The 26432-nt window shown below is 36.5% G+C and carries 26 protein-coding genes; 10 read left to right on the top strand and 16 right to left on the bottom strand.

The window, feature by feature from the left end; translation table 11 throughout:
- Position 1: 1 nt before the first annotated feature.
- The 3 genes from MM213_RS15680 to MM213_RS15690 form a co-directional block, all read right to left on the bottom strand.
- A complete protein-coding gene (locus tag MM213_RS15680; protein WP_369413943.1) occupies positions 2 to 2101 on the bottom strand; it encodes a ComEA family DNA-binding protein in 2100 nt (699 codons plus the stop codon).
- The gene (locus tag MM213_RS15685) at positions 2098 to 2922 is read right to left on the bottom strand and encodes a PorV/PorQ family protein (protein ID WP_241413760.1); all 825 of its coding nucleotides are present in this window, start codon (positions 2920 to 2922) and stop codon (positions 2098 to 2100) included. Before MM213_RS15685 ends, MM213_RS15680 begins: the two co-directional genes overlap by 4 nt.
- Positions 2923 to 3043: 121 nt before the next feature.
- Entirely contained in the window at positions 3044 to 4501 is a 1458-nt protein-coding gene (locus MM213_RS15690) for a BamA/TamA family outer membrane protein (RefSeq protein WP_241413762.1), read from the bottom strand.
- Between the two features lie 261 nt (positions 4502 to 4762).
- Between MM213_RS15690 and yidD the strand changes: the two genes are divergently transcribed.
- The gene (gene yidD / locus MM213_RS15695) at positions 4763 to 4984 is read left to right on the top strand and encodes a membrane protein insertion efficiency factor YidD (RefSeq protein WP_241413763.1); all 222 of its coding nucleotides are present in this window, start codon (positions 4763 to 4765) and stop codon (positions 4982 to 4984) included.
- Here the strand turns inward: yidD and MM213_RS15700 are convergent.
- The 5 genes from MM213_RS15700 to MM213_RS15720 form a co-directional block, all read right to left on the bottom strand.
- Positions 4981 to 6090: a prolipoprotein diacylglyceryl transferase gene (locus MM213_RS15700; RefSeq protein ID WP_241413765.1), complete on the bottom strand. Its 1110-nt coding sequence runs from the start codon at positions 6088 to 6090 to the stop codon at positions 4981 to 4983. The genes yidD and MM213_RS15700 overlap by 4 nt on opposite strands.
- Before the next feature lie 105 nt (positions 6091 to 6195).
- A complete protein-coding gene (nadE, locus tag MM213_RS15705) occupies positions 6196 to 8043 on the bottom strand; it encodes an NAD(+) synthase (RefSeq protein WP_241413767.1) in 1848 nt (615 codons plus the stop codon).
- A 44-nt stretch (positions 8044 to 8087) separates the two neighbouring features.
- Positions 8088 to 8828, bottom strand: coding sequence for a ribonuclease III (gene rnc, locus MM213_RS15710; protein ID WP_241413769.1), 741 nt, complete (start codon positions 8826 to 8828; stop codon positions 8088 to 8090).
- A 2-nt stretch (positions 8829 to 8830) separates the two neighbouring features.
- A complete protein-coding gene (fabF, locus tag MM213_RS15715; protein ID WP_241413770.1) occupies positions 8831 to 10084 on the bottom strand; it encodes a beta-ketoacyl-ACP synthase II in 1254 nt (417 codons plus the stop codon).
- Positions 10085 to 10106: 22 nt separating this feature from the next.
- Positions 10107 to 10343, bottom strand: a complete 237-nt coding sequence (locus MM213_RS15720; protein ID WP_008629501.1) for an acyl carrier protein — start codon at positions 10341 to 10343, stop codon at positions 10107 to 10109.
- Positions 10344 to 10493: 150 nt separating this feature from the next.
- Here MM213_RS15720 and MM213_RS15725 point away from each other — a divergent pair, with 150 nt between their 5' ends.
- The 6 genes from MM213_RS15725 to MM213_RS15750 all read left to right on the top strand — a co-directional run bounded on the left by MM213_RS15725 (position 10494) and on the right by MM213_RS15750 (position 16225).
- The gene (locus MM213_RS15725; RefSeq protein WP_241413772.1) at positions 10494 to 10922 is read left to right on the top strand and encodes an IPExxxVDY family protein; all 429 of its coding nucleotides are present in this window, start codon (positions 10494 to 10496) and stop codon (positions 10920 to 10922) included.
- Between the two features lie 14 nt (positions 10923 to 10936).
- Positions 10937 to 12367 carry a pyruvate kinase gene (gene pyk / locus MM213_RS15730; protein ID WP_241413774.1) on the top strand — a complete coding sequence of 477 codons (1431 nt, stop codon included), beginning with the start codon at positions 10937 to 10939 and terminating at the stop codon, positions 12365 to 12367.
- A gap of 183 nt (positions 12368 to 12550) precedes the next feature.
- The gene (locus tag MM213_RS15735; protein ID WP_241413776.1) at positions 12551 to 13984 is read left to right on the top strand and encodes a fasciclin domain-containing protein; all 1434 of its coding nucleotides are present in this window, start codon (positions 12551 to 12553) and stop codon (positions 13982 to 13984) included.
- A gap of 103 nt (positions 13985 to 14087) precedes the next feature.
- Positions 14088 to 15128: a sensor histidine kinase gene (locus MM213_RS15740; RefSeq protein ID WP_241413778.1), complete on the top strand. Its 1041-nt coding sequence runs from the start codon at positions 14088 to 14090 to the stop codon at positions 15126 to 15128.
- Positions 15085 to 15858, top strand: a complete 774-nt coding sequence (locus tag MM213_RS15745) for a LytR/AlgR family response regulator transcription factor (RefSeq protein ID WP_241413779.1) — start codon at positions 15085 to 15087, stop codon at positions 15856 to 15858. The genes MM213_RS15740 and MM213_RS15745 overlap by 44 nt, the downstream gene beginning before the upstream one ends.
- 1 nt (position 15859) lies before the next feature.
- Positions 15860 to 16225: a hypothetical protein gene (locus MM213_RS15750; protein ID WP_241413781.1), complete on the top strand. Its 366-nt coding sequence runs from the start codon at positions 15860 to 15862 to the stop codon at positions 16223 to 16225.
- A 2-nt stretch (positions 16226 to 16227) separates the two neighbouring features.
- Here the strand turns inward: MM213_RS15750 and MM213_RS15755 are convergent, their stop codons facing one another.
- From MM213_RS15755 to MM213_RS15775, 5 genes are read right to left on the bottom strand one after another with little or no spacing between them, the layout of a single operon-like run.
- Positions 16228 to 17790: an NFACT RNA binding domain-containing protein gene (locus MM213_RS15755; RefSeq protein WP_241413783.1), complete on the bottom strand. Its 1563-nt coding sequence runs from the start codon at positions 17788 to 17790 to the stop codon at positions 16228 to 16230.
- Positions 17766 to 18557 (bottom strand): MBL fold metallo-hydrolase, encoded by a 792-nt coding sequence (locus MM213_RS15760; RefSeq protein WP_241413785.1) that lies wholly within the window; start codon positions 18555 to 18557, stop codon positions 17766 to 17768. The genes MM213_RS15755 and MM213_RS15760 overlap by 25 nt, the downstream gene beginning before the upstream one ends.
- Positions 18554 to 18829 carry a hypothetical protein gene (locus MM213_RS15765; protein WP_241413786.1) on the bottom strand — a complete coding sequence of 92 codons (276 nt, stop codon included), beginning with the start codon at positions 18827 to 18829 and terminating at the stop codon, positions 18554 to 18556. The genes MM213_RS15760 and MM213_RS15765 overlap by 4 nt, the downstream gene beginning before the upstream one ends.
- 18 nt (positions 18830 to 18847) lie before the next feature.
- Entirely contained in the window at positions 18848 to 19225 is a 378-nt protein-coding gene (locus MM213_RS15770; RefSeq protein ID WP_241413788.1) for a response regulator, read from the bottom strand.
- Positions 19222 to 19974, bottom strand: coding sequence for a response regulator (locus MM213_RS15775; protein ID WP_241413790.1), 753 nt, complete (start codon positions 19972 to 19974; stop codon positions 19222 to 19224). The genes MM213_RS15770 and MM213_RS15775 overlap by 4 nt, the downstream gene beginning before the upstream one ends.
- A gap of 53 nt (positions 19975 to 20027) precedes the next feature.
- Between MM213_RS15775 and miaA the strand changes: the two genes are divergently transcribed.
- Positions 20028 to 20939: a tRNA (adenosine(37)-N6)-dimethylallyltransferase MiaA gene (miaA, locus tag MM213_RS15780; RefSeq protein ID WP_255806990.1), complete on the top strand. Its 912-nt coding sequence runs from the start codon at positions 20028 to 20030 to the stop codon at positions 20937 to 20939.
- Here miaA and MM213_RS15785 read toward each other — a convergent pair.
- From MM213_RS15785 to MM213_RS15795, 3 genes are all read right to left on the bottom strand, one after another.
- Positions 20927 to 21283, bottom strand: a complete 357-nt coding sequence (locus MM213_RS15785; protein ID WP_241413793.1) for a hypothetical protein — start codon at positions 21281 to 21283, stop codon at positions 20927 to 20929. The two genes, miaA and MM213_RS15785, sit on opposite strands and share 13 nt — an antisense overlap.
- A 5-nt stretch (positions 21284 to 21288) precedes the next feature.
- Positions 21289 to 22263, bottom strand: a complete 975-nt coding sequence (gene pfkA / locus MM213_RS15790) for a 6-phosphofructokinase (protein ID WP_241413794.1) — start codon at positions 22261 to 22263, stop codon at positions 21289 to 21291.
- Positions 22264 to 22395: 132 nt separating this feature from the next.
- Entirely contained in the window at positions 22396 to 22746 is a 351-nt protein-coding gene (locus MM213_RS15795) for a single-stranded DNA-binding protein (RefSeq protein WP_241413795.1), read from the bottom strand.
- Positions 22747 to 22922: 176 nt separating this feature from the next.
- On the opposite strand from MM213_RS15795, the gene MM213_RS15800 reads away from it, so the two are divergent.
- The gene (locus MM213_RS15800) at positions 22923 to 24206 is read left to right on the top strand and encodes a metal-dependent hydrolase family protein (protein WP_241413796.1); all 1284 of its coding nucleotides are present in this window, start codon (positions 22923 to 22925) and stop codon (positions 24204 to 24206) included.
- Positions 24207 to 24294: 88 nt separating this feature from the next.
- Positions 24295 to 26334: a tetratricopeptide repeat-containing sensor histidine kinase gene (locus MM213_RS15805; protein WP_241413797.1), complete on the top strand. Its 2040-nt coding sequence runs from the start codon at positions 24295 to 24297 to the stop codon at positions 26332 to 26334.
- Positions 26335 to 26432: the final 98 nt, after the last annotated feature.

Here is a 26432-nt window from a genome sequence, read left to right on the forward strand (position 1 = left end):
ATTATCTGTTAAATTGATATCTGAGTTGAAAAATAGCCTCTGTTTGCCTATTTCCCTCAATTGTTTGTAGTCCAGAGCCTATTCTTTCCCTGTCTGAATAGATTGTTCTGGAAAATCTCGCCCAGATGGTCAATTTTTGACTCACCCGATATTGCGCAAGGGTGTAGTAGCGCATTCCCTGTCCTTGAAGAGCAGGTATTGAAAACGCCCAAAGAACATTCCGCTCGTAGATATATTGCCGATTGTCATAATTGTCTGTTTGGAAAAGGACAAATCGGGTAGAAATTCTCCATTTATGATAATCTGCATTCAGGTCTTGACTGATAGCAAAGCCTTTTGTGATTTTGTTGTCAAAATCAAACCTGCTTCCCATCACCCTAGATTTTATACTCCAATTTTCATTTACCTTATAATCCAAGTTGATCACATAGTTCCACTTTTTTCCTTGGCTAAGTTGGTATGTTGACTGGTAAGGTCTTGTTTCACTGACGTTTCTTGCTTTGGATTCTTCTCTGAATTGAAAAAAAAGCAAGGTGGCTTTTGATGGTCTGTAGGTAAATCTTGTCAGCCATTCATGACCTTGGGAAGGTGCGTATGTTCTGAATTTTATCCAAGGGAACTTGAACTGATCATAATAAATGGACCAATTGTATCTGATGTTAGGACGAAAATTTAAGCCCAAATAGATCCCTCTTTCATTGATTGGCCTGGTATTTTCAGAGAACGCATTTCCATAAAATGTGTGAAAGTTCCGATCGAATTTTCTCCAAAGCATTGAGAAATCTATGTTTTTCCCCAAACTACTCATCAGACCGAGCACGGAGCCAAAGCCACCACTTTTTGATCTGGCAGATTCTCCAAATAGATAATAGTTCTGAAAATTGTATGAAAAATAAAGGCTTTGGATATAATTCTCCTGCCCTGAGAACTCAAATTGATTGTAAATCTGTGGATTTCTCTGAAAGTTTTGACTGTATTTTGTGAATAAAGTATTTATTCCAAGCTGTAGTTTTTTGTTTTGATGAGTGTATTGAATGTTTCCTCCGAGGTTTTGCTCTCTCACTTGGTCTTTGTAGGCGATTTCGGTAGTGGTTCGGTGAAGTCCTGAGAGCTGAAGTGAGGTGATGACTAGATCATCTTGCTCTAAGGTGTCTAGGATTGCTTGGACGTTTCCATCGCGGGGAGCTAGGGAAGCGATCAAGGTGGTTTCAATGTTTTTATGCTTGTATGTCGCTCCGACACCTCTGAAAAAACCAAATTCCATAGCTCCAGTATATGGCCTAAGGCCTATGCTGCTTCTTCGGACTGTTGTGATAGTTTCTGCACCTTTACCAACCGAGAAACCTGCCCCATATACCAATCCTTGACCAAATTGGGCTTGAAAATCTCCAATCGTAAATGTTTTCCATTTTTTCTGGTTATAAAGTGTGAAATGATATGACAAAAAATTGAAGCCATATCTTTTTGTGCTTGGATCCCAGACAAACTCTTCTCCTGGGTCTTTGTCTATTGTAAACCCTAGGCTGAAATCCTTGCTGTGCTGAATCCTAAATCGAGCATAAAGATTATTCGGATCTCCCAAATACCGACTAGTCAACCGGCCATTGCTTAAAGTATCTGGTGGAGTAAATCCCCTTCTAGTCTCCAAAACCCTATTTTGCCTAAAAATAAAATGGGCATCTCTTTCTTTGGTAATCCTTTCCCAAAGTGGACGATTGCTTGATTCTGACCTATCTTCCAATGTGACAAATGGAATGATTTTGTAGATGGTTTGAAGATCAAATCCAGGAATGGCTTGCAGTTCATATATTGATATCAACTCACCGAATGCTTTTCTATATTCAAAAAATGACTGAATTTGGTAAGGGTTTAAAATGTAGATGGACTTTAATTCCTCAGGGTTGGTTTTGTTGAGGTGAATGGGATTGAGAAATAGCTGAAGGAGCCCTTCATACATGTTTTCGTAATCTTCATCATCTTGTTGCATTGCAAAAAGCTCCTCGATCAACTTCTCGATGTTGATTTCATCTTTCCTGTATGTTTGTGCATTTAATACGGATAAATGAAAGAGAATCAGATATGTCAGCCACCATTTTTTCACTTTTTCTGAAATAAGTATCCGAATGAAAAATGGTGAGTATTTCCCAAATATTGATTTTGGGTCATTGCATAATCGATGACGAAGTTTCTTGGTCGAAATCCAATCCCAAAGAAAAGGTTGCTTGGGTTGGTATTGAAGCCACTTCTCATCCATAGCCTATCCATCAGATTGTACTCTAGGCCTAGTTTGATCAATGGGTCAAGCAGAATGTCTTTTTCAGCCTCAATGTTCACCATAAGTTTTTCCGAAGGTCTATAGGATATTCCTGACCTAACTACGGTAGGTATTCTATCAAATGAATTTTTACTTAATTTGGAATTGCTGAGGTTGTAAATATGTGCACCAAAAAATAGATTTGGACTGAGCTCTGCCATTCCACCAAATTCGATGACGGGACTTCCAGTCCTACCAAATCCATCAATATTGGTTTGAAAATAGTTTATTTTTAGACCTAAACTTGCAATTCCCAGCTGATTTGCAATTCCGATTCCGAGGGTGTTTTGATTGAAATGTTCTCCGCCAAAGCTTGAGGCGCTGATTCCATATCGAAATTTCTCTGTATGGAGCGCAACTCCTGCGGCAATAGTTGTGAGTTCGTTGAGATTGAATCGATGATCGTATCCTACCATAGCAGAGGAGGATTCCAGTCTTCCCAAAGCTCCGATATTATTAAATAGAGACCATGAGTCTGCAATGGTGAGATTTGCATTTCCCATACTCATGCTTCGAGCCCCTTTAGGAAGTGTTTCTATTCCACTCTGAGCATTTATTCTCAATGAAGAAAAGCACACTAAAATAATCGATAATAGGACTTTAACCATTTGATAAAAAATTAAACTAAAAACATTCTTTTAATTTAAGTTTTATTCAAAAAAAAGAAAAGTAATTAAACGGACATAAACGTTTAAATCACGATTGTGCCGAAATCAAATTGTTTTTTTGCTAAAATGGAGCCTTGAAGTTGAAGAAAAAATTCCCCTCATTATAGTTGTTCATTGAATATTCAAATCTAAAGACAATGTCATAGAATATTACCAAGTCAATGCCTGGACCATATCCAATTAAATGCGAATTTGTCAATCGCCGATTTTCGGGAATATCGTTTCGGTCATTCACATAACCTTGGTCAAAGTTTGCGCTTAAATATAGTCTTAATGGAAACGTAGAGAATCCGTCTAATGGACTAATGTTGGAGATATCATATTCAATGTCTAAGAATTTGAAGCGCAAACTATTTTTATGAACGATTGATTGTTGTCCATCAATTACATTGAGTTCATATCCTCTTACAAAATTTGGGTTGTAACCTATTCCTCTTACGGATGTAAATGGTTGTCTTTTGCCTAAAAATGCGTTTAAAGTAAGTCCAGTTGCGAAGTGAAATCTATCGTTGAATTGTAGATAGCGATTTGCGATAGCTGTAAATTCCCAATCTTTGAAATCATCAGAATTGAATAATCCATATTTTGTGACTCCAAAATTCAACAGCGCACCATTCGTAGGGTAGGAGTTGTAATTTCTTCTATCATGTCTAAAGTCATATCCTATAGAAAAATAACTCAATTTGGTATCGTCATGAAGGAAGTAATTTGGATTTTGATCAAGTACATCTTCATTGATCCTTATGTTGGTATATGCCAAATTGACATTGTGGAAATTGTAGAAACTCCCCCTATATGTATAGCGTAGCCTTGAATTAAAAAATCTTCTTAAAACGTCCTCTTCTTCGTTTGTAAAAAATTCTTGTTTATTTTCTGCAGATCTTACTGCAATTGTCTTGTTGGTGACATAAGCAAATTGTGTTGTAAGACCATGTTTTTGATTTCTATCAATATATGGAAAACTGTATAATAAATCGTAGGCTTGCGTAAACCCAAATTGTGTACTTACACGCAGTTTTTCATTTCTGCCACCCACATTGTTATGATAGAACCTCGCTCCGTAGTTAACTCTCTTGAAACTTCTGTTTTGGTTTGTCCACCATTCTGAAAAGTTCCTGTCTGCCAATTCAAAAATGATAGAGGGTATAAAGTACCGTCTTTCATTGACTGAGATTAAAATTTCAATTTGTTCCTCCCCAGTGATAAGTGGTGTGATTTCAACAGTGTTGAATAGTTGCAGGTTAAAGATCTTTTTCTGATCAGCGGATAGGATAGCCAACAAATCATCCCAATCATAGGTGATTCCGGTTTCTATGTTCAATTCACGGAGGATGATGTTTTTTCTGGTTTTTTCATTTCCAATCACAAAAATATTATTGATAACAGCCTTCTCTGGAACATCCAAATTTATATTTTGAACACTCAGTGAATCGATGATTTGTGCATTGCTGTATGTAGGCAATACCAGAATCATCATGAAGAGAAATATGATGCTGAAATAATGATATTGCTTTTTCAATTTAACCCTTAATTATAATAACCCGGCAATTATAGATGTTTTCATTTGCATTAAACGCTATTTCTATAGTTAAATTCAAATTTTTAATAAAATTGTTAAAAATTTAGATTTTATAGATATTCTATTAGGGCCAAGATTCAATGTTTTCGTATTGATTTTTCAGCTTTATTATTTTCATGAATGTTTATCTTGGTTTAGAATCAAACAAAAGGAATTATTTGATATAATCTTTATGTTTGAATCTAAATTCAAATAAATAAGGTGAAAACAATCATAAGAAAAATCGCAATATTTCCAGTGTTGATTTATCAATACCTGATTTCTCCACTTTTTCCCGCTACTTGTAGATACACTCCAACTTGCAGCACCTATATGAAAGAAGCCATCATGAAGCATGGTGTACTCAAAGGTGGGTGGCTAGGAATCAAAAGAATAGCAAGTTGCCATCCTTGGGGAGGTCACGGGCATGACCCCGTTCCCTAGATTTTTTCTTTTTCTGGTTTCAATCCCTTTTTGGAAGCCAACAACACCAAAACTATTCCTCCGATAACTAATGGAATACTCAGCGCCTGCCCCATATTTAGAGTTAAGCCTTCTTCAAACTCTACTTGATTCTCTTTGAAATATTCCCAAATAAACCTGAATCCGAATACTGAAATCAAAAATAATCCTAGAAACAACCCATCCGGCAATCTTTCTTTGTACTTGTTCCAAACGAGATACAAGCCAATAAATATCAAAAGGTATGTAAGTGCCTCGTAGATTTGGGTAGGATACCTAGACTTTCCAAATGTCTTTACTGTAGCTAAGTAATAGCTTCCTTTATCTACCAATTCAAAATTTAAATCTGAATTTGGATCTTCGGCTAAATATTTCTGGGAGCTTCTGAAATTGTTGAGAATATACATTACATCAGTCTCCAAAGCATTTTTCAAATCAGATTCTTCATAACTACCTTTTTCAATTTTGATGTCAAAATTGACTGGTACTATTCCATTTCCGATCAGTTCGTTTTGTCTATCTGCGGGTTTGTATGCATTCACTTCCATAATCGGTACTCTCAATGTTTCCAATGCCTCTTCAGTATCTCTAGCAAATACAAATCCGCTGTCAGTTCCAGTTTCTTTTCCACCGATCTCTGAATTCATTAAGTTTCCAACTCTAATCAAAGCACCTGTCATTGCCACGACAATTACGATTCTATCTACAACCCAAAGGTAAGATTGACCTGGTGTTTTTTTGGAATACATGTATAATGCTATCAGGATAGCAATTGCTGCTCCATGACTCGCAAGCCCACCTTCCCAAATTTTCAGGATATCGATAGGATTGCTAAGGTATTTTTCTGGCTCGTAAAAAAAGACGTGTCCTAATCTTGCGCCAATGATCGTCGCCAAAACCATATAAATGGTTAGTTTGTCAACCAATTGCTCATTTTGGCCTTCTTTTCTAAAGATATAGACCATTATTTGTTGTGAAATGATAAAGCCAAGTGCAAAAAATAAACTGTACCATCTTAATCTTTCAAATCCAGAGAAAACAGCTGGGTCTGGACTCCAGACAACATAATTTAAAATACCTTGTATCATTTTAATTTTTTATTCTTTGTCAAATATGTCGATTATCAATGATTATGCGACATTAATTTCATAAAATTTTAAACTCAAAATAGTTTTGAATCCTTAAATTGAAACTTAAACCTCATCAAGTGATTTGAGTTCTTCTTCGTATCCTCCTGACAAAATAGGGAATCTATACCAAGATTTTGGATCAACACTATATTCGTCCAAGTGGAATGCTGGAGCAAGTCTCTCTCTCTTCCACTGATTCCTAGACCAGAGTCTAAAGAATTTTTTTATATATTCTTTTAGAATCTTTGACTCAACCTCAATCTCATCTTTCAATATATAATAGACGTCCAAGGGTGACCTTTTGTCTCGAATTGCTAATTTTTCTATTTCCAATATCACAGAATATGGCATTAAATCTTGCTCGTCTGTCTGATGGTTTTCATTAGGTCTAAGCTCGGCTGTGGGTTGTAACGCATTGACTTTTTTAAGCATTGGGTGTCCTAGCTCTGTCTCTGCCCATCGGAGCCATTGAAGAATAAAGTATTTATCAACTGATGCTATCGGCGAGATACTACCACTTGTGTCTCCATCCATTGTTGTATAACCCACATCCCCCTCACTTCGATTGGAGGTGGTTAGCAGCAATGCATTTTCAATATTGGCAAGCATCCATATAATAGGAGATCGTGTCCTTGCTTGGATATTTTGTAGTGTTATATCGTCCTTCTCCCATGTTAGCTTCCTACCTATAGCTTTTTCAATCTTTGCTGTGTATGATTTTACTTCTTCTGAAATTTCCCAATTATAAAATTTCGCGCCAATACTTTCAGCTAAAGCTTTTGCACTATTGAAAGTGGCATATGAGGAATTGTCAGAAGCTTGATACGCCGTTGTGAAAATTTGATTGACTATTTCTTTCACAGGACTGTCTGTCATTGGGATCAATACAATCCCTAGTTTTTTTGTAAATCCAGAAAGACCCAATTCAGCAATACCTCTTTTGACCATTTCAGCTACCAAAATAGCTATACTTGATGAATCTGCACCACCACTAAGAGATAGGACAAAACCTCTGCTTCGACTTTTTCTCATATAGTCAAAAAGCCCCAAAGATGCTGCCTGTGCAAACTCTTCATTTTTGTTATGATTACTTTCTATTTCAGGATAGCTTTCTTGGTTTTTATCAAAGTGAAAATACAATACCTGAAAATCAGAAAATGAAAGAAGTTTGTTTTTTAGATGTAGTTTACCACCCTTAGCCACTAATATTTCTCCATCAAAAATCATCCTTCCGGCTTCATTTCCTAGAAGATTGACATAGAAATATGTAGCGTCAAGCAGGGTAGATGATTCGCGAACCAATTCTTCCCGAAGGATGCTTTTTCCCATTGCAAAATGGCTTGCACTTGGATTGAAAATAACATCTACTTTTCGATCCTTCAGTCTATAACCAGGTCTTGCCTCACCTCTCCAAGCATCTTCACAGATTTCGAATCCATAGCTTACATCCTTTTTTTGAAAAACCAAGTCGCCCAAAGGAACTTCTTTGCCAAAAAAATCAAAAGTGATCACTTCATTTGCAGTCCAAGGAGTAAACCATCTAAATTCATAATGTACCCCATCGATAGCCATAAATTGCTTCGCTACAAAACCTTTGAGTTCAGCATTTTCGATTATAGCTACGCAATTGTAAACTTTTTCTTGAATTCTTACGGGCAAGCCTATTACAGCTGTAATGTTTTCGCAAATAGGAATTAGCTTTTGAAGTTGACTCAGAGCTTTCTGAGGATACCAATAGCTCAAAAATAGATCCTCACTGCCATAACCTGTGATGGTTAGTTCTGGAAAGCAAATAAGATCAGCATTGTCTTTCTGAGCTACTTTGATGGAATTGGAGATGTTTTGAAAGTTACCTTCCCAATCTAAGGGTGTTTGGTTAACTGTGGCGCAGGCGATTTTCAATATTGGCATAAGTGTAGATCAGATGTTAAAACACTAAATCCAAAGGATGTGTTCTAAATAGGGATATTTAGTTTTTCGCAAGCATTTTTTGAAGCTTCTTGTTCAGCTTTTTTCTTTGTGGCCCCTTTTCCTTCTGATATTGATTCTTCATTAATATTGATTTGTACCAAAAATTCTTTGAACCTCTGATTTCCAGATACTGATATCAATTTGAAATCAATTTCTTTAGATTCTTTTTGGGACCACTCTATCAATTTACTTTTGAAATTAGTAGTAGTACTGATGATATCATCTACATCAAAATGGATGATTATTCTTTTGAGAATAAATTTTTTTGTAAAGGCATATCCTCTGTCCAAATATATAGCACCTACCAATGCTTCTAGCGTGTCTCCGTAAATAGATTTGTGAGCATTTATATTTTTGCCCTTCATCTCTTCATTGACCAATTTTGCGAGTCCAATTTTTACTGCAATCTGATTAAGGGCTTCTCTATTTACTATTCTTGACCTTGTCTCAGTAAGAAAACCCTCATCTCTGTAGGGGAATTTTATAAATAAAAATTCAGCGACGATAGTTCCTAGTACTGCGTCACCAAGGAATTCTAATCTTTCGTTAGAAATTTTAAGCCCATTGATGCTATCTTCAGCTACAGAAGCGTGTTTGATAGCTAGCTTGTATAACGATAAATTAAAAGGCTTACTACCCACCATATGTTTTATGGAGGCAGCAAGCCTTTTTTCATTTTTGTTATACAGAAGTGCTTGTAATCTGAGTAAGCGTGATAGTCTCAAGGTTACTCATCGATTTTTTTGAAAATGATAGAACAGTTGTGTCCTCCAAATCCAAAAGTATTACTTAAAGCAGCTCGAACTTCTCTTTTTTGAGCCTTGTTGAATGTCAAATTTAGTTTGCTATCCAAGTTTTCATCATCAGTGAAGTGATTGATTGTTGGAGGGACAAGACCATTTTTGACAGATAGGATGGATGCAATTGCTTCAATTGCTCCAGCAGCACCTAGAAGGTGACCTGTCATTGACTTTGTACTGCTAATATTGAGTTTGTAAGCATGCTCTCCAAATACTTTTTGGATAGCTTTTACTTCACTCACATCTCCAAGTGGGGTAGAAGTACCATGTACATTGACATAATCGATGTCTTCAGGAGTAAGGCCAGCATCTTCCAGAGCGAATTTCATAACATTTGCAGCTCCTTCTCCTTCTGGATGAGGCGCTGTAATGTGATGAGCATCGGCTGTCATTCCGCCACCTACCAACTCAGCATAGATTTTGGCTCCACGCGCTTTGGCGTGTTCGTATTCTTCAAGGATAATAGCCCCCGCACCTTCTCCAAGTACAAATCCATCTCTGTCATTGTCAAATGGTCTTGAAGCTGTTTTTGGGTCATCGTTCCTTTGAGAAAGAGCCTTCATGGCATTAAAACCACCAATTCCAGCTTCCGTTACTGCAGCTTCCGAACCACCAGATATAAATATATCGGCTTTGCCCAATCTGATGTAATTGAATGCATCAATAAGAGCGTTGGTTCCCGAAGCGCAAGCAGATACTGTGACAAAGTTAGGGCCTTTGAATCCATATTTTATGGATAGGAAGCCTGCACTGATGTCAGCAATCATTTTCGGAATGAAAAAAGGGTTAAATCTCGGTGTGCCATCACCATTGGCGAAATCAACTACTTCGTCTTGAAATGTCTTGAGTCCACCAATACCTGAACCCCAAATAACACCTGCTCTATGCAGGTTTGTTTTTTCAAGATCTAATCCAGAATCTTTCATGGCTTCCTCTACAGCAATCATTGCATATTGCGTGAATGGATCCATTTTTCTAGCTTCTTTTCTGTCGATAAAATCTTCCACATTGAGGTTTTTGACCTCACAGGCAAATTGTGTCTTGAAAAGTGAAGCATCGAATCTAGTAATAGGCGCAGCACCGCTCACACCATTACTAAGACCATCCCAAAATTCTGGAACGGTATTACCTATTGGTGTGAGGGCACCTAAACCTGTTACTACAACTCTTCTTAAATTCATAAATGAATTTTAAGTGATTATCTTATTTTACGTTTGCTTCCAGGTAGCTGATAGCTTGACCTACTGTACCGATTTGCTCGGCTTGATCATCTGGAATAGAAATGTTGAATTCTTTTTCGAATTCCATGATGAGCTCTACTGTATCCAGAGAGTCAGCACCTAGATCGTTGGTGAAGCTAGCCTCAGGAGTAACTTCAGATTCTTCTACGCCTAACTTATCAACGATAATGGCTTTTACTTTTTGTGCAATTTCAGACATTTTGTGATCAGTTTATATTAAAACACTCCGCAAAGAAATATATTTAAAACCTTAAAGCCAAAAAAAACGCCTAAGTAAATTTAAGATATTCTCTAACTGCAGTAAAGTTGAAGGATTATTTTTAACTTTGTTTTTCAAAATTCTTCCTCAATGAAGAAAACAAAATTACTCGTAGAGCACCAGTATGAATTTGAACTTTTAGGCTTTGTTGCCCCTATTAAAGACTATAAAATGGCTTGGGCGGTGAACAATTGTCTGAAAATTAGGTTGGTCAAAACGAACGATTTTGAGCTCCAATTTCTCGATGATTCCAAATTGAAAATTTCTCAATATATTCTTGAAATAGATCATGGATTTATTCAACTTTTGAAAAATCGATCATTTAACGATAATGGAAATGTTCATTATCTAATTCCTGAACTCAAAATCATGGATTACTTTATGCTCATACAAGACCTTACCTTCGATTTGAATATTAATGCTTATATTGAGCAACTTTCCAAGAGTACTTTAATTCAAAATGTAGTGAAATTGGAAGTCTCAAAAATAAAATCAAAAGAAAACCTGTTAACCTATTAAAACAAAAATTATCCATGAGTGTACCTTTCTTTAATAAAACAAAGATTTTGGCTACAGTTGGCCCTGCCTCTAACAACGAAGAGACTTTATTGAACCTAATCAGAGCTGGAGCAAATGTCTTTAGATTGAATTTTTCACACGGAAACCATGAAGGGCATGCAAATGTCATTGGCATGATTCGTAAAATAAACAAGGAAAATAATCTTGCTATTGGTATTCTCCAAGATCTTCAAGGTCCCAAAATTAGAGTTGGTGAAGTTGAAAACAACGGAGTTGAAATAATCCCAGGAAATCCGATTACCATCACAAATGATCCTGTTGTAGGAACTTCTGCATTGGTAAGTACAGTCTACCAAAACCTCCCAAATGATGTCATCCCAGGAGATAGGATTTTGATCGATGATGGCAACTTGGAATTGGTGGTAAATAGTTCGGATGGAAAAAATGTGAATTGTACCGTCATTCATGGAGGGCTCTTAAAGTCAAGAAAAGGAATCAACCTACCAAATACAAAAGTGTCTGCTCCTTCTCTTACCGAAAAAGATCTTGAAGATTTGGAATTTGGTCTTGCCAATGAAGTGGATTGGATTGCACTTTCTTTTGTGAGATCTGCTGAGGATATTTATGATCTTAGAAGAAGAATCGAAGCAGCAGGAAAGGTTTGTAAAATCGTTGCGAAAATTGAAAAGCCCGAAGCATTAGACAACATAGACGAAATTATCGCAGCAACCGATGCTATAATGGTAGCTAGGGGCGATCTTGGCGTAGAGGTTCCGATGCAGATGGTGCCGCTTTGGCAAAAGAAAATGGTGGAAAAATGTAAATTGGCTTGTAAGCCAGTAATCATTGCGACTCAAATGCTCGAAAGCATGATCGTCAATCCTAGGCCTACGAGAGCAGAGACAAATGATGTTGCTACAGCTGTATTGGATGGTGCAGATGCTGTGATGCTCTCTGCTGAAACTGCATCGGGAAATTTCCCTGTTTTTGCAGTCAAAGCAATGTCTTCCATAATCACTTATATTGAAGAAAACGCAGATATTTATCACAACCTTTACAAAATTCCAGAAGACGATAAAACTTTTTTCTCCAACAACCTTATACTGATGGCTGCTAGACTTTCCAGAAATGTCAAAGCTAAAGCGATAGTTGGTATTACCTCCTCTGGATTTACTGGATTTAGAATTTCATCACATAGGCCTTCGGCGAATATTTTTGTTTTTACTAGGAATATTCCTTTAATCACGCAGTTGAGCTTAGTGTGGGGCGTAAGAGCTTATCATTACGAAAGTAATGTGTCTACTGATGCTACTTTTAATGACATAGAAAGTCAATTGAAAGCAGACGGTCATGTAAGAGAGGGTGATGTTATCATCAATACTGCTAGCATGCCGCTAAAAGCAAAAGGAAAAACAAATATGTTGAAAATACATGTGGTAGAGTAGTTTTTATAATGCTTATTCTATAAATCAATAGGTTACCATGCAATGGTGACCTATTTTTTTTGGAATTTACCGTTCAAGGTAAAAAATCAACAGATCAACCTTTTCAATACCCTGCTGATCCATGTCTATACATCCATTTTTTGGTTGATGCGGTTTTAATCCCGAACATAAACTATATCAACTATGAAAAAATTATTTAATTTATTGCTTTTAGGCACATTTGTGCTTTTCGCTGTATCATGTCAAGAAGATGAGCCTGCTCCGCAACCAGCACCAGATTTAGTACAAGCTGCAAATGCAGCTGGCTTGACCACGTTATTAGCTGCTGTCGATGCAGTTCCATCTTTAGGTTCTACCCTTTTAGGAGCGCCTGCTATCACAGTTTTTGCTCCAAGCAACCAAGCATTTGCAAATGCGCTTACAGCATTCGAAGCAACTGATCTTAATGATCTTGTTTCAAAATTAGGTGGTGTTTCAAACCTAGAAATAGTGTTGGGCTTTCACGTGGTCCCAGCAGTTGCCTTTGCAGCTGATTTGAACCCAACAAACTCTTTCACAACTGTTTCTGGACAGACACTCACAGTTGCTAGAACAGGTGGTTCTGTTACTATCACTGATGCTGCTGGCGAGACAGCCAACGTAGTAACCGCAGATGTGGAAATAGCAAATGGTGTTGTCCATGTTATTGATAGAGTATTGTTGCCAGAAATCGAATTGCCAACTGAGCCGGCTCCGAATTTGGTAGATGCAGCTACTTCTGCTGGTTTGACAACTTTGTTAGCTGCAGTAGGTGCAGTAGAAGACCTTGGGGGGACTTTACTTGGATTAGATGCGATCACTGTATTTGCTCCTAGCAACGATGCATTTTCAGCTGCTCTAACAGCTTTTGGTGCTGCTGATTTAGGTCAATTGGTAACCAAAATTGGTGGCGTAGGAAATTTGGAAACAGTCCTAGGATTTCATGTAGTTCCTGCCGTAGCTTTTTCATCTGATTTGGCCGCAACCAATACCTTTACAACTGTATCTGGACAGCAGCTTACAGTCAATGTATCTGGATCTAATGTAACTGTCATAGATGCCGCTGGAAATACAGCAAATGTAGTAACTCCAAATGTCGCTATTGAAAATGGCGTGGTGCATGTAATCGATAGGGTTTTATTGCCGGAATTGGATTTGCCAAATGTAGTTGAAGCAGCTACAGCTGCCGGTCTTTCTGTTTTACTAGAAGCAGTCACGGCGGCGAATCTTGGTGGAGCATTATTGGAAGCTGAAGCTATCACCGTGTTTGCGCCTAGAAATGAAGCATTTGTAGCTTTGCTTGAAGAGTTGGATGTTGATGATTTGCCAGGGTTGATTGAATTGTTAGGCCCTGAAGCTGTTACCAAAGTATTGCAGTTCCATGTAGTGCCGGCAGTTGCATTCTCTTTTGACCTAGATGAAGGACCGCAAACAGTTCCAACTTTGGCAGGAGAAGAGCTTACAGTGACTAGAACAGGAAGCAATGTGACAGTAACAGATGCAGCAGGTACTGTTTACAATGTAGTAATAGCAGATGTTGCCATTGAAAATGGAGTGGTTCATGTTATTGACGGAGTACTATTGCCAACTTTAGATTAATTTAAATTTCATGCAACAGAAGGTTTTAGAACCTTCTGTTGTTTTTTTTAAGCATAAATTTTTCAATCTTAGATAATTACTTTGGATTAACCCTAATAATTAAATGTTTAACAGCCGCTATAGATATCTTTTGCCAGGTTTTTTGGCATTGTATTCCTTTGTGAATATCCTTGTGCTAGATGGAGATAGATTATATCAGGCAGAATTGGCACAGGATAAGCTATTTTTCATCATTTTTATCCTATGTTATGCAGTTTGGTTTGTCAATTCGCTAATTGAAAAACAAAGACATCGTATTGACTCTAAAATCAATCCGTTGATAATACATTTTGGTCTAAGTTTGCTTGGTGTAGGGATGATTAGTTCTATTTCCGTTTTGATTACGGGGGAAATATTGGGGTCTCCTTTCTCGTTCACTTTTCAAAACCTTTTGCTTACAAGTGGCTTTGCCTTCCGGATCAACTTATTTTTGAATTGCGTCAATGCAATATTTTATTTTAGCAAAAGATATAGAGAAAAAGCCGTGGAAGCTGAGAAACTTCATTCTTTGAATATTGAGGCGCAATTGACTACCCTCAATTCACAAATGAACCCTCACTTTTTTTTCAATAACCTCAGTACCTTATCCTCTTTGATCTACGAAAACCCAAAACTTGCTGATGAATATCTTCAAAAATTATCTCAAATCTACAGGCATATTCTCACCAATAAAGACAAGGAACTTGTGCCTTTGAGTGAAGAGTTGGCATTTTTAGATAATTACATCACATTGTTGGGAATTAGATTTCAAAAATCTTTAAATTTTGATTTGAAGATTGATAATACATGTAATGATCTACTTTTGCCTCCTTCTGTTCTTCAGCTTTTGGTAGAAAATGTAGTCAAACATAATTATTTTACAGAAAAAGAACCACTTTCTGTTACAATCTCCAATGACTGTGAAACTATCAAAATTCATAACAAAAAGCAGAAAAAAGAAGTAGTAGAATACTCTTCTGGAATTGGACTTCAAAACATTTCCAATAGATATTCATTTCTAGATAAGGAGATCCAAATAATTGATACAGAAAGTTATTTTCAAATTAGCCTTCCTTTGATCCATGAAGATAGTAATAGTAGAAGACGAACCACTGACCCTGAATAGAATCAGAAATATTGTAACAGAACAAAATGCTGAAAACCAAATTGTAGGAACTGCTCAGAGCATCAAAGAGTTAAAAGAAGTCTTAGATAGTGATGTAGAGATTGATTTGCTACTTTGTGACATACATTTGGCCGATGGCTTAAGTTTCAATGCACTCAAAGGGAGGGAAATCACCTTTCCGATTGTATTCGTAACGGCGTATGATCAATACGCAATTCAATCATTTGAGCACAATTGCGTAGATTATATTCTCAAGCCTATTCAAGAAGAGAGACTTTTGAAGGCTTTTGAGAAGGTCAAAAATCTTAGAAAAGAAAGTGTAGATTTATCTCAAATCAATGCTGAATTTATCAATAAACTTATCCAAGGGTATCAGGAGAAAGTTTTCAAAAAAAGGTTTTTGACAAAATCGGGAAATAAAATTCGCTTTGTAAATGCTGAAGATATCGCTTATTTTTATTCTCAAGATGGTTTGACTTATGTTTTTGAAAGAGAGACAAGAAAAAAATCGGTGATTGATAATACATTGAATGATCTAGAAAAAAACTTACTTGATCCCTGTAGTTTTTTCAGAATAAGTAGATCGGTAATTATCAATTTGGATGATCTTTTGGAAATGAAATTGATTCAAAATGGCCGAATGAAGCTTTTGATGCACACTCAGCCAGAAACTGACATCATTGTAGCAAGGGATAGGTTAAATGATTTTAAAAATTGGATAAATCAGTAATATGAAAAAAATTATTTTTGCTAGCGTTTTTGTGTTTGCAATTTGCAATTTTGGGTTTTCCCAGACATCTGAAAAAGTAAACCTAGACTCTCTAATGAATCACGTCCTTACTCTAGAAGAAAATCTGTATCAAATCAATCTAAACCTACATCAATCGCAAAAGAGGCTCAAGACAGGAATTTTTATAGCCACTGTGGGGTACTCCGTTACGATTCTTGGGGGGCAATTATTGGGTACAAGACCACAACTGGGCAAAACTTTACTGTACACTGGCGGTGCAATTGGGATAGGAGGCACAGTGACGCTTGTCAGTGGTTTCAATAGGATTTCTCTTGGTCCACCTAGGAAACCGATTCGGTATCAATAGATCTACTCTTTTGGCCCGATAGGGGATACCATCAATACGCTTTCCTTATCAACCATCACAGCTCCAGGAGCAGCACCTTTTACCTTCCTGACATATTTTACGGGAGTGTACATCACGGGGGCTAATGTTTCATTCTTGTTTTTGGAATAATATGCAGCCAATTCTGCGGCTCTCTCGATGACTGTTTTTGGGAATTTTACCCCGGATTTAAATTTAATGATTACATGTGAGCCAGACACATCTTTGGCATGTAGCCAGAGATCTTCCTTCCATGCAAAATATCTCAACATTTCGTCATTTGACTTTGCAGATTTTCCTACCAATACTTCAAAACCATCTACTTCAAACCTTTTGTATGGAACTTGCTCCTGTTTTTCTTTCTCCTGAGAGACGAGGTTGTTGGATTTCACAAAAGATCTCAATTCCTTAAAATGTGAAATGGCCATAATCTCTTCGAGCATAGATGATGATTTTTTTAGCAACTCTTCCTTATCATGTATGTTTTGATAGATCTGATCAATTTCTATTTTTCTATTTTTTGATTTCCTATATAAATTTTCAGCAAAAAGCTGTGGACTCAGACCTCTTTTTAGTTTGATGATTTGATCCTGCTGCGTATAGAAATTGAAAAGGCTAACTTCTTCTGCATTTTTATCAATTTGATGAAGATTGGCCATGATGACATCGGCGATTTGTGCAGGGGAAATTTCTGATTCCAAGATGTTAAGTTTCTCTGTAGACTTTTGAATGTAGGAATTGGATTTTTTCTTTTGATCTTCAAAAGTTTTGACCCAATGGTGTTTTTCTTTTTCAAAAGCTTGGACTACTACCAAATACCTAAAAAGTTCATTTGTGGCTTCAATGGGATCGATTGTTTGGAGCTTATAGTTTTCCTCAAGCAAAAGACTTAAGAAATGATCTTTTTCTTTTTCGATTATTGAAAACAATGGACTTTCTAACATGTCAAGTAACAATGTCATCAACTGCCATTTATCTTCAATGTCAGCGTCGATATAGCCTCTTTGCTTCAGCCATTCCCTCGGGATTTTCCCCAAAGTAGGTAGGAATTTTGAAGCATTGCCCTCAAAATAGTCGAACTGTGTTCTGCTCAAATCCAAGTTTTTTGCAAGGTCTTCGATTTTTATCTGCCAGTCATCTTTAAGATCATTTCGGAATAGTTTGAACGGTAGATCTTCTTCCGATTTATAGAACAGCAAATTACTCCTGGTGCCATGTAATTTGAAAAGGATTTTGAACCCAAGAGTCAATGATACTACAAAAGCTCTTTCAAATGCAATCGTTTTAACACCAATGATTTTCTGCCCAATTAGCTCAGGGAATAGGCTTACAGTGTTTTTTTTTCCTCTTTTGAAATCATCTGGAAATGCAAGGCAGGAAATGCTTGGGAGTAAATTGGCTCGGATGTAGCTATCTTGCGAATCCTTGGTACAACCTATGATTAGTTCATTTTTGTTTTGTGAAAAAATCTCAACAATCTCCGCTCCTGAAAACATTTTTTCAAGTGCAGGACAAAGGAATTTTAAGAAGTGGTAATTGAGGTGCATGTTGCAATATCTATTTTCAATCCATCAAAAGCTAATTTGATATGTTTGGGTAACTTTGCTTCTACTTCTGAATGAGTTCCTAGTTTGTGACTAATATGGGTGAAATATGCTATTTCAGGATTGATTTTTTTGACCATCAATATAGCTTCATCTAGAGTGAAATGTGAAATATGATGGTTGATTTGAAGTGCATTCAAGACCAATACTTTGGTTCCCTTGATTTTTTCAAGCTCTTCGTCAGTGATGGTTTTGGCATCTGTGATATAAGTAAAATCACCAATCCTAAAACCCAAAACAGGTAAGCGATAATGCATTACCTCAATGGGGGAAAATTTAACTCCCTCCACATCAAAATCCAGTTCTTTTGTGATTTCATGCGTGATTACCTGTGGAACTCCAGGGTACTTCACTTTTTCAAAAATATAGGAAAACTCTCTTTTGATTTGGTTCAGAACCTGCTTGGTGCCGTATATTGGCATGTCTTTTTGAAGCATAAAGTTGAATGGACGAATATCATCCAAGCCTGCTGTATGATCTTTGTGTTCATGGGTAAAAACCACAGCGTCAAGAGAACTGATTTTTTCACGAAGCATCTGTGTTCTGAAATCAGGCCCTGTATCGATCACGATACTTTTTCCTTGTACTTCAATGTAAATGGCACTTCTAAGCCTTTTGTCTCTGAAATCCAAAGATGCGCATACGACACAATTACACCCAATGACTGGCACTCCCTGTGATGTTCCTGTCCCTAAAAATGTAACTTTCAAAGCTTCAGTTGGGTTTGTTGTAATTCCCCTAAGAATTCTTGGTTTTTCCTATCTTCGAAGTCCTTCGGGTTCAAATTCAACTCCTTAACAATATCTATCAAGGTGTTGATTTTTCCTTCAATGGTGTAATACTTGTTGATGATGACGACTTTGTTCTCCTTTAGGATACAATATCCCGACTTGAAACTTCCTTTTTCATATCTCAATATATATTCAGATGCTGCAAAAAGGTTTTCAAGTTTGTCAAGAAAGTTTTTTGTATATCTGATCATCTCATATCGAACTATAGACTAAGCCAAATGTTTTTTGACAGTGGCTAGAAGATGATCATAATCTAGAGGTTTTTGAATGTAATCATCCAATCCTGCTTTTTTGAAATCATCAAGTGTGTAATTTTTGTAGTTACCTGTAATTGCAATTATAGGGATATTTGCTTTTTTGGTATCTGATAGTGCCCTCACAGCCTTGGTACATTCTATACCATCCATAATTGGCATATTGATATCCATTAAGATTAAATCGAAATCATCGGCTGCGAGTTTATCCAAAAGTTGTTTTCCATTCTTTACAGCAGTAATATGGTAATTTTCAAACATCAATACATTTTTAGTTAGGTTGATAATTACAGAACTATCTTCAGCTACTAAAACTTTTTTATTTTCAATCATGGATTCAAAATTTGCAGGGTTTGTAATTTCTTTTTGAAGGAATTTAAATTATCCAATAAAGTTAAATAATCTTTTAAAGTATTTTCAAAAATCTCACTTTTTATGTTTTTTTCAAATTCTTTTGCTGAATTAAAAATCTTTAATGCACCTAATGTACCAGAATTCCCTTTAATTATATGAAGTTTGTCACCTATATTTTCAAATTGACCAGTATTTATTAGTTCATTTATTTCAAATAGTAGCATTTCAGTTTCATCAATAAACTCATCATATACAGTTTTTATATTCTCTATACTATTGTATTTGAGAAGTTGATTTAAAGAATTGAGATCAAAATCTATACTTTCAGTTTCTTTTTCTGGGTTGTTGGGATATTCTTTTTTTTGGCTATCAATATGGTAAGATATTGTTTCCAGGAATACTTTTGGTTTTATTGGTTTTGGTATAAAATCAATAAAACCTGTAGAAAGGAAATATTCTTTGTCGTTTTGATCAGCGTAAGCGGAGATTGCAATAATTGGTGCCGCAGTTAACTGCTCGTTTTTTATTTTTTTTAATGCAGATATTCCGTCCATTACTGGCATTTGAATATCCATTAGAATTAAATCAAAATGATTTTCTACAATTTTATCTATTGCAATTTTTCCGTTTTCTGCAGTATCGTACTCGTACATTTGTCCAATAATGTGTTCGAAGACTCTTCTATTTAGAACATTATCATCAACAATGAGAACCTTTTTGCTTTTCATCTTCAAATATTGGTAATTTTGTTTTGAATTTTGGATTAAACGAAATAAAAACCTTGGTGGATTTTAATAGATATTTAATTGTGATTGTCGGTCCGACAGCTGTAGGCAAGACTGAATTATGCATAAATTTAGCCAAAATATTTAACACAGAAATAATTTCTTGTGATAGTCGTCAATTTTTTAGGGAAACTAAATTAGGAACAGCAAAGCCTACTGCTGGTGAATTAGCACAAGTTAAACATCACTTTATCGATAGCCTTTCAATTCAGGATAGTTATGACGTCAAGTCGTTCGAGAAAGACGCCTTAGTACTGTTAGAGGATCTTCATCAAAAGCATAAATTAGTAATAATGACAGGAGGCTCTGGAATGTATGTCGACGCCATTTGTAATGGTTTTGATGATATTCCTGATATAAATTCTGCAATAAGGTTTGAGATTATCTCTGATTATGAAAAATACGGTCTTGAGTTTTTACAAAATGAAGTAGAAAAGTATGACCCGTTTTACTTTCAACAAGTTGATCGTCAAAATCCACAACGGTTGATGCGTGCTCTTGAGGTAATCAAAGGTACTGGAAAAACTTTTAGTAGCTTTAGAGTGAAAAGGAAGACAAAAAGACCATTTCAAATAATCAAGATTGGTTTGGAGTTGGATCGTGAAGTCCTTTACAATAGAATAGATTTAAGAATGGATCTGATGATTGAATCAGGGCTTTTTGAAGAAGCAGAGACCTTGTATCCATTTAGGACATTGAATGCGCTACAGACAGTGGGATATACGGAAATCTTCGGATACTTAGAAGGGAAGTATGATAAAGAGGAGGCTGTGAGACTTTTAAAAAGAAATTCGAGAAGATATGCCAAAAGGCAAATGACTTGGTTTCGGAAAGATGAAGAAATCAAGTGGTTCTATCCAAATCAGGAACAAATGATCCATCAATATATTTTAAATCAGATTGGTTGAATATTAAAGATTTTTGCGACAAAACTGTAAGGTCTTTTGGCAACAAGATTATTGTAGTGGATTCTAATCAATTTTGCTTCTTGAATCGGTTTCTTTATTTGGGAATTGTAAAATCCGAGTTGATCATCTTTCAACTCGGATTTTGCTTTTTTATAGAGGTTATTGATTTTTTCAAAAGAAGGGGTTTCACCAGATGCTTCAGGACTTATCTGACTCAAACCAGTCCAAGTTGCTACACAAAGTGTATCGAATTGTTTCTTTTTGGATTTCAAAGATTGGCGAACTACCATGATGAATAGTAAAACAGCCCCCCCAAGCGTAAGGAAAATCGGAATAAAACCCATATTGATTAAATACTTAAGATTTCAATTAATTTAAGATGATCTCCTTTGATTGGTTTTGTTTTACCAATACAGTCTTCAAAGGATGTGTACGTTACATCTCCATTTACTACACCAGCCATACAGTTTGACTCTCCATTGATTAGACCTTCTACTGCAGCCATACCACATCTGGAGGCCAAAACACGGTCTCGAGCAGTTGGGTTTCCTCCTCGTTGTATATGACCAAGGGTTGTTACTTTAAATTCCTTGTCTTCGTCATTGACTTTGTCTTTTACTTTTTCCATGATCAATTCTGCATTCCCCTCTTCATCACCTTCAGCCACTACAATGATACTAGATGATTTGGATTTTCTGAGGTTTTTCAAAGATTTGACTACTTTCTTCAGATCTGTTTCAGTTTCTGGCACCATTACAAACTCTGCACCTCCTCCAATACCACACTCTACAGCAATATAACCGCTGTCTCTACCCATTACTTCAACAAAAAATATCCTGTCATGTGCTGCAGCAGTATCCCTAATTTTATCTATTGCTTCCAAAGCAGTATTGACTGCCGTGTCAAATCCAATTGTATAATCCGTTCCATAAATATCATTGTCAATAGTCCCAGGACATCCAATTGTCGGTATGCCAAATTCTTCGAAGAAAAGTTTGGCCCCAGTAAAAGTGCCATCACCGCCAATAGCCACAATGCCTTCTATTCCAAACGCTTTTAATTGCTCATATGCTTTTTGACGACCTTCTTTTGTACGGAAACTTTCACTCCTCGCCGATTTGAGAATTGTACCTCCTCTTTGTATAATGTTGCTTACAGAATGGGACTGCATACGTTTGATATTCCCATTGATCATTCCATCATAACCGTAAGTGATGCCATACACTTCAATTCCGCGAAAAATCGCAGTACGAACTACTGCTCTTATACATGCATTCATTCCAGGAGCATCACCTCCAGAAGTAAAAACTGCAATTTTTTTCATATCTATTAATAGGTTTTTCGAGTTCCAAAAATACTCATATTTGAACGTCTTTGTTATCAAAAACAAAAAAGTTTGTAATAATTAAAAAAAATGGACTGCTAATTTTTTATTAATTGCAGTCCATAAATATAGTTATCCTACAGAATTTGGTTTTTCACCAAGAAGTAAAATCTCGTCAGCGACGACTTCGGATATATATTTCTTGTTACCATCTTTGTCTTCATAGCTTCTATTGGTGAGTTTTCCAACAATACCAATTTCCGAACCTTTGTCAGCATATCTTTCAAGTATTGACGCTGCTTTGTCCCATGCAATTACATTGTGCCAAATGGTTTCCTCTACCTTTTCTCCTTTGGCATTTTTGTAGCTCTCGTTTGTCGCAAGGCGAATACTGGCTTTTATCTTACCGCTATCAAATTGATTAATTTCTGGTTTGGCTCCCAATCTCCCGATTAGTTGAACCCGGTTTCTGATTCCACTCATATTTCTAAAATTTGGTTAGCATTGTAAAAAAGAAGATTTATTCCTTTAAAATATTTTTAAGATTTAAAACCCAATTTAATCAGAACTTCATTTTTATTTTATTCTTAAACGTTTATATACGATAATCCTAGCTTTTTTTATTAGATTTCAATTACAACCACTTAATTTCAATTATCATGAAGAGAATTTTTACATTTCTTTTGTTTATTACTTTATCGATTCAAACAGTTTTCGCTCAAAAAACATACATACAAGCTGGTAGCCTATTGGATGTCAAAACAAACAAGATGCTAAAAGAAAGAACAATTGTGATAGAGAATAACCTGATTGTTGAGATTCAAAATGGTTTTGTAGATGGGGGTGAGGGTGATTTTATGATAGATTTAAGAGATAAGACAGTCATGCCAGGGTTGATGGATATGCATGTGCATCTTGAAAATGAAACAGGCCCAAGAAGGTATTTAGATAGGTTTGTAGAAAATGAGGCAGACATCGCATTCAACTCTTTGATTTTTGCCAAGACGACTTTGATGGCAGGATTCACTACGGTGAGGGATTTGGGAGGGACAGGAGTAAATATTTCATTGAGAAATGCAATCAATTCGGGAAAAGTAGATGGCCCTAGAATCATCACATCAGGGAAATCAATAGCACCAACAGGAGGCCATGCTGATCCAACTAACGGTATGAAAAGGGAATTGATGGGTGACCCAGGGCCAGAGTCAGGGGTGATCAATGGGGTAGCAGATGCAAGAAAGGCTGTAAGACAGCAGGTGAAGTATGGAGCAGATGTAATAAAAATCACTGCAACTGGAGGTGTATTGAGCGTAGCAAAGGATGGGAATGCACCTCAATTCCAACAAGATGAAATCAATGCAGTGATCGAAACAGCAACTGACTTTGGGATTCATGTGGCTGCACATGCCCATGGTGATGAAGGGATGAAACGAGCAATTATAGGAGGAATTCATTCGATCGAACATGGTACTTACATGTCAGATGAAACCATGGAAATGATGATAAAAACCGAAACTTGGTATGTTCCTACAATCACAGCTGGCAAGTCTGTGGCTGAATATGCCAAAATCCCAGGTTACTATCCTGCTCCGGTAAAAGCAAAAGCTGAGACTATTGGCCCTTTGATTCAGGACACTTTTGGAAGAGCATATAAAAAGGGAGTTAAAATAGCCTTTGGTACTGATGCAGGAGTATTTCCTCATGGTGAAAACTACAGGGAGTTTATTTATATGACTGAGATGGGGATGCCAAATTTGGAGGCTATCCAATCCGCTACTTTGAGAGCTTCCCAATTACTAGGAATGGAAGGTCAGCTTGGATCTATAGAAAAAGGTAAAATAGCAGATATAATTGCCGTTGATGGAAATCCTGAAGAAGATATTGAGGTTATGAAAAATGTAATTTTTGTGATGAAAGAAGGGAAGGTTTATAAAAAAGATTGATTAGAAGAAGATAATAAAAAATATCTATAATAATATTTCCTGAATAGCAAAAATCCTGTTAATTTATATCGTTGTTAAGATGTTAATTATGAGGTGTTTCGTAAAGCTATTGGTTGAGTTTTTATTTTTGATACTTGCGTTGGTTTCAACCTCAGCCATTGCAATGGCGCAAACTCCTCTAATTGATAGTTTGCAGCATATTATTTCTCAAAACAAGAGAGATACACTTCATGCCAAAGCTTTGTTTAATATGGGTGCGACTCTGGAGAGATCTGATATCAAGCGCTCTATAACTACTTACAAGAAACTTTTTGAATTGGGAGGTAATCCTACGATTGAGAAATACAAAGCTTTGGCATCAATAAGGTTAGGAGGTAATTATTCTGCGACAGGAGAATTGGATAGTGTAGCTTTTTATTTCGGATTGGCAAAAAGGTTTCTGGAAACAAATCCTGAGGATCAAATGACTGCTTATACCTATTATAATGGTCTGGGGATTCATTTTGGGAGAATAAGTGAATACCCAGAAGCATTGGAAAACTATAGAAATGCGCTAAATCTTGACCATAATGTAATAGGACAGAATAATGTGGCTGGACTGTTTTTGAACCTAGCCAAAGTTTATGGGCAGTTGGATGATGGAAAGTCAAAAATCGATGCTATTTACAAAGCTTTGGAGATTTTTGAAAAAACCCAGAATCAGACGGGTTTGGCATTTGTTTACAATGCCTTGGGGACAGTTTATTATGACTTGAAAAATTATGATGAATCGGAGATTAATTTATTAAAATCATTGGGATACAGAAAATCTCTGGGTGATAAAAGAGGAGAGTCATTAGTCATTGGTAATATTGCGAATATCTATATGGATCGAGGGGAGCATCAATTGGCAAAGGAATATTTTACCCTTGCAATGGAAATCCAGGAAAGTCTCGGCCTCAAAGAAATGGTGGGAATACAACAGATCAACTTGGGCAAGAATTACGAGAAAATGGGTGAGTATCCACTCGCGTTGCAGCACTTTCAGCAAGCACAAAAGACCTTGGCAGAAGCAGGAATCAAAAACCATGACGCTATCATTCTTGCAGATATGGGGAATGTTCAGCGGCTTTTGGCTCAACAAAAAGAAGCCTATCAAAACCTTTTGGCTGCCACAAAATCCGCGACCGAACAAAAAAATCACAGCAATTCTATAGTTGCCTACAAGAATCTTAAAGAGTATTACCAAGAACAGGGAAGGTTTGAAGAAGCCCTGGAAGCACAGTCAAAAGAATATGCCTATAGAGACTCTGTAGGAATGGGAGGATTACAAACCCAACTCAAAGAACTCGAATCTAGGTATGCTTTGGATTTGAAAGAAAATGAAATTGGCCTGCTAAAAGCAGAAAAAGAGCTTAGTAACTTAGAGCTGGAAAGGAGAAAAGTCAATCAACAGCTGATCTTGTCCGTCTCTATTTTTCTGATTTTAATTGCAGGGATTTTGGTCAACAAATACAGGATTGTCGGTAAAGCAAATAGGCTTTTGGAAGTGGAAAGACTGAGGAATTCACTAGCAAGAGACTTGCATGATGACTTAGGTAGTGCACTTTCAAGTATCCATATCCTTTCCCAAATGGCTCTCCAAAAAGAAGTGCCTTCTACTAATCATCTATTTTCCAAAATCAATGCCCAAACAGCATCAATGATGGATAAGCTCAGTGATATCGTGTGGTCCATTCACCCAAACAATGACAATACAGATCAATTGCTAAGCAAAATGCAGGAATTTGCAGGAGAGATCCTTGAGCCAAAAGGAATCAACTATAGCTTTGAAATAGTTGAAGGAGCGATGGATATTAAACTGGACTTGGAGAAAAGAAGAAACATCTTTTTGATATTTAAAGAAGCAGTCAACAATGTTGCAAAATATGCAGATGGAAAACATCTAAAAATCAAGTTGGAGGTAGAGAATGGGGCTTTGGAATTGTTGATCAAGGATGACGGAAAAGGTTTTGATATGAATTCGATCAAAAAAGGGAACGGTTTATTCAATATGCACCAAAGGGCCGAGATGATGGGGGGTGATATGGTAATTGAAAGTTTTCCCCATACGGGAACTTCCATTCAGCTGAGAACACCTATCACATGATTCCTCTCTATCACATGATTGTGGTATTTATAGTTATTAAAATAAGTCGGATCTTTAATGCCTATTATTGATATTAATGAATGTTTTTTGATATTAAA

This window comes from Belliella alkalica, from assembly GCF_022549785.1.
Taxonomy (GTDB): domain Bacteria; phylum Bacteroidota; class Bacteroidia; order Cytophagales; family Cyclobacteriaceae; genus Belliella; species Belliella alkalica.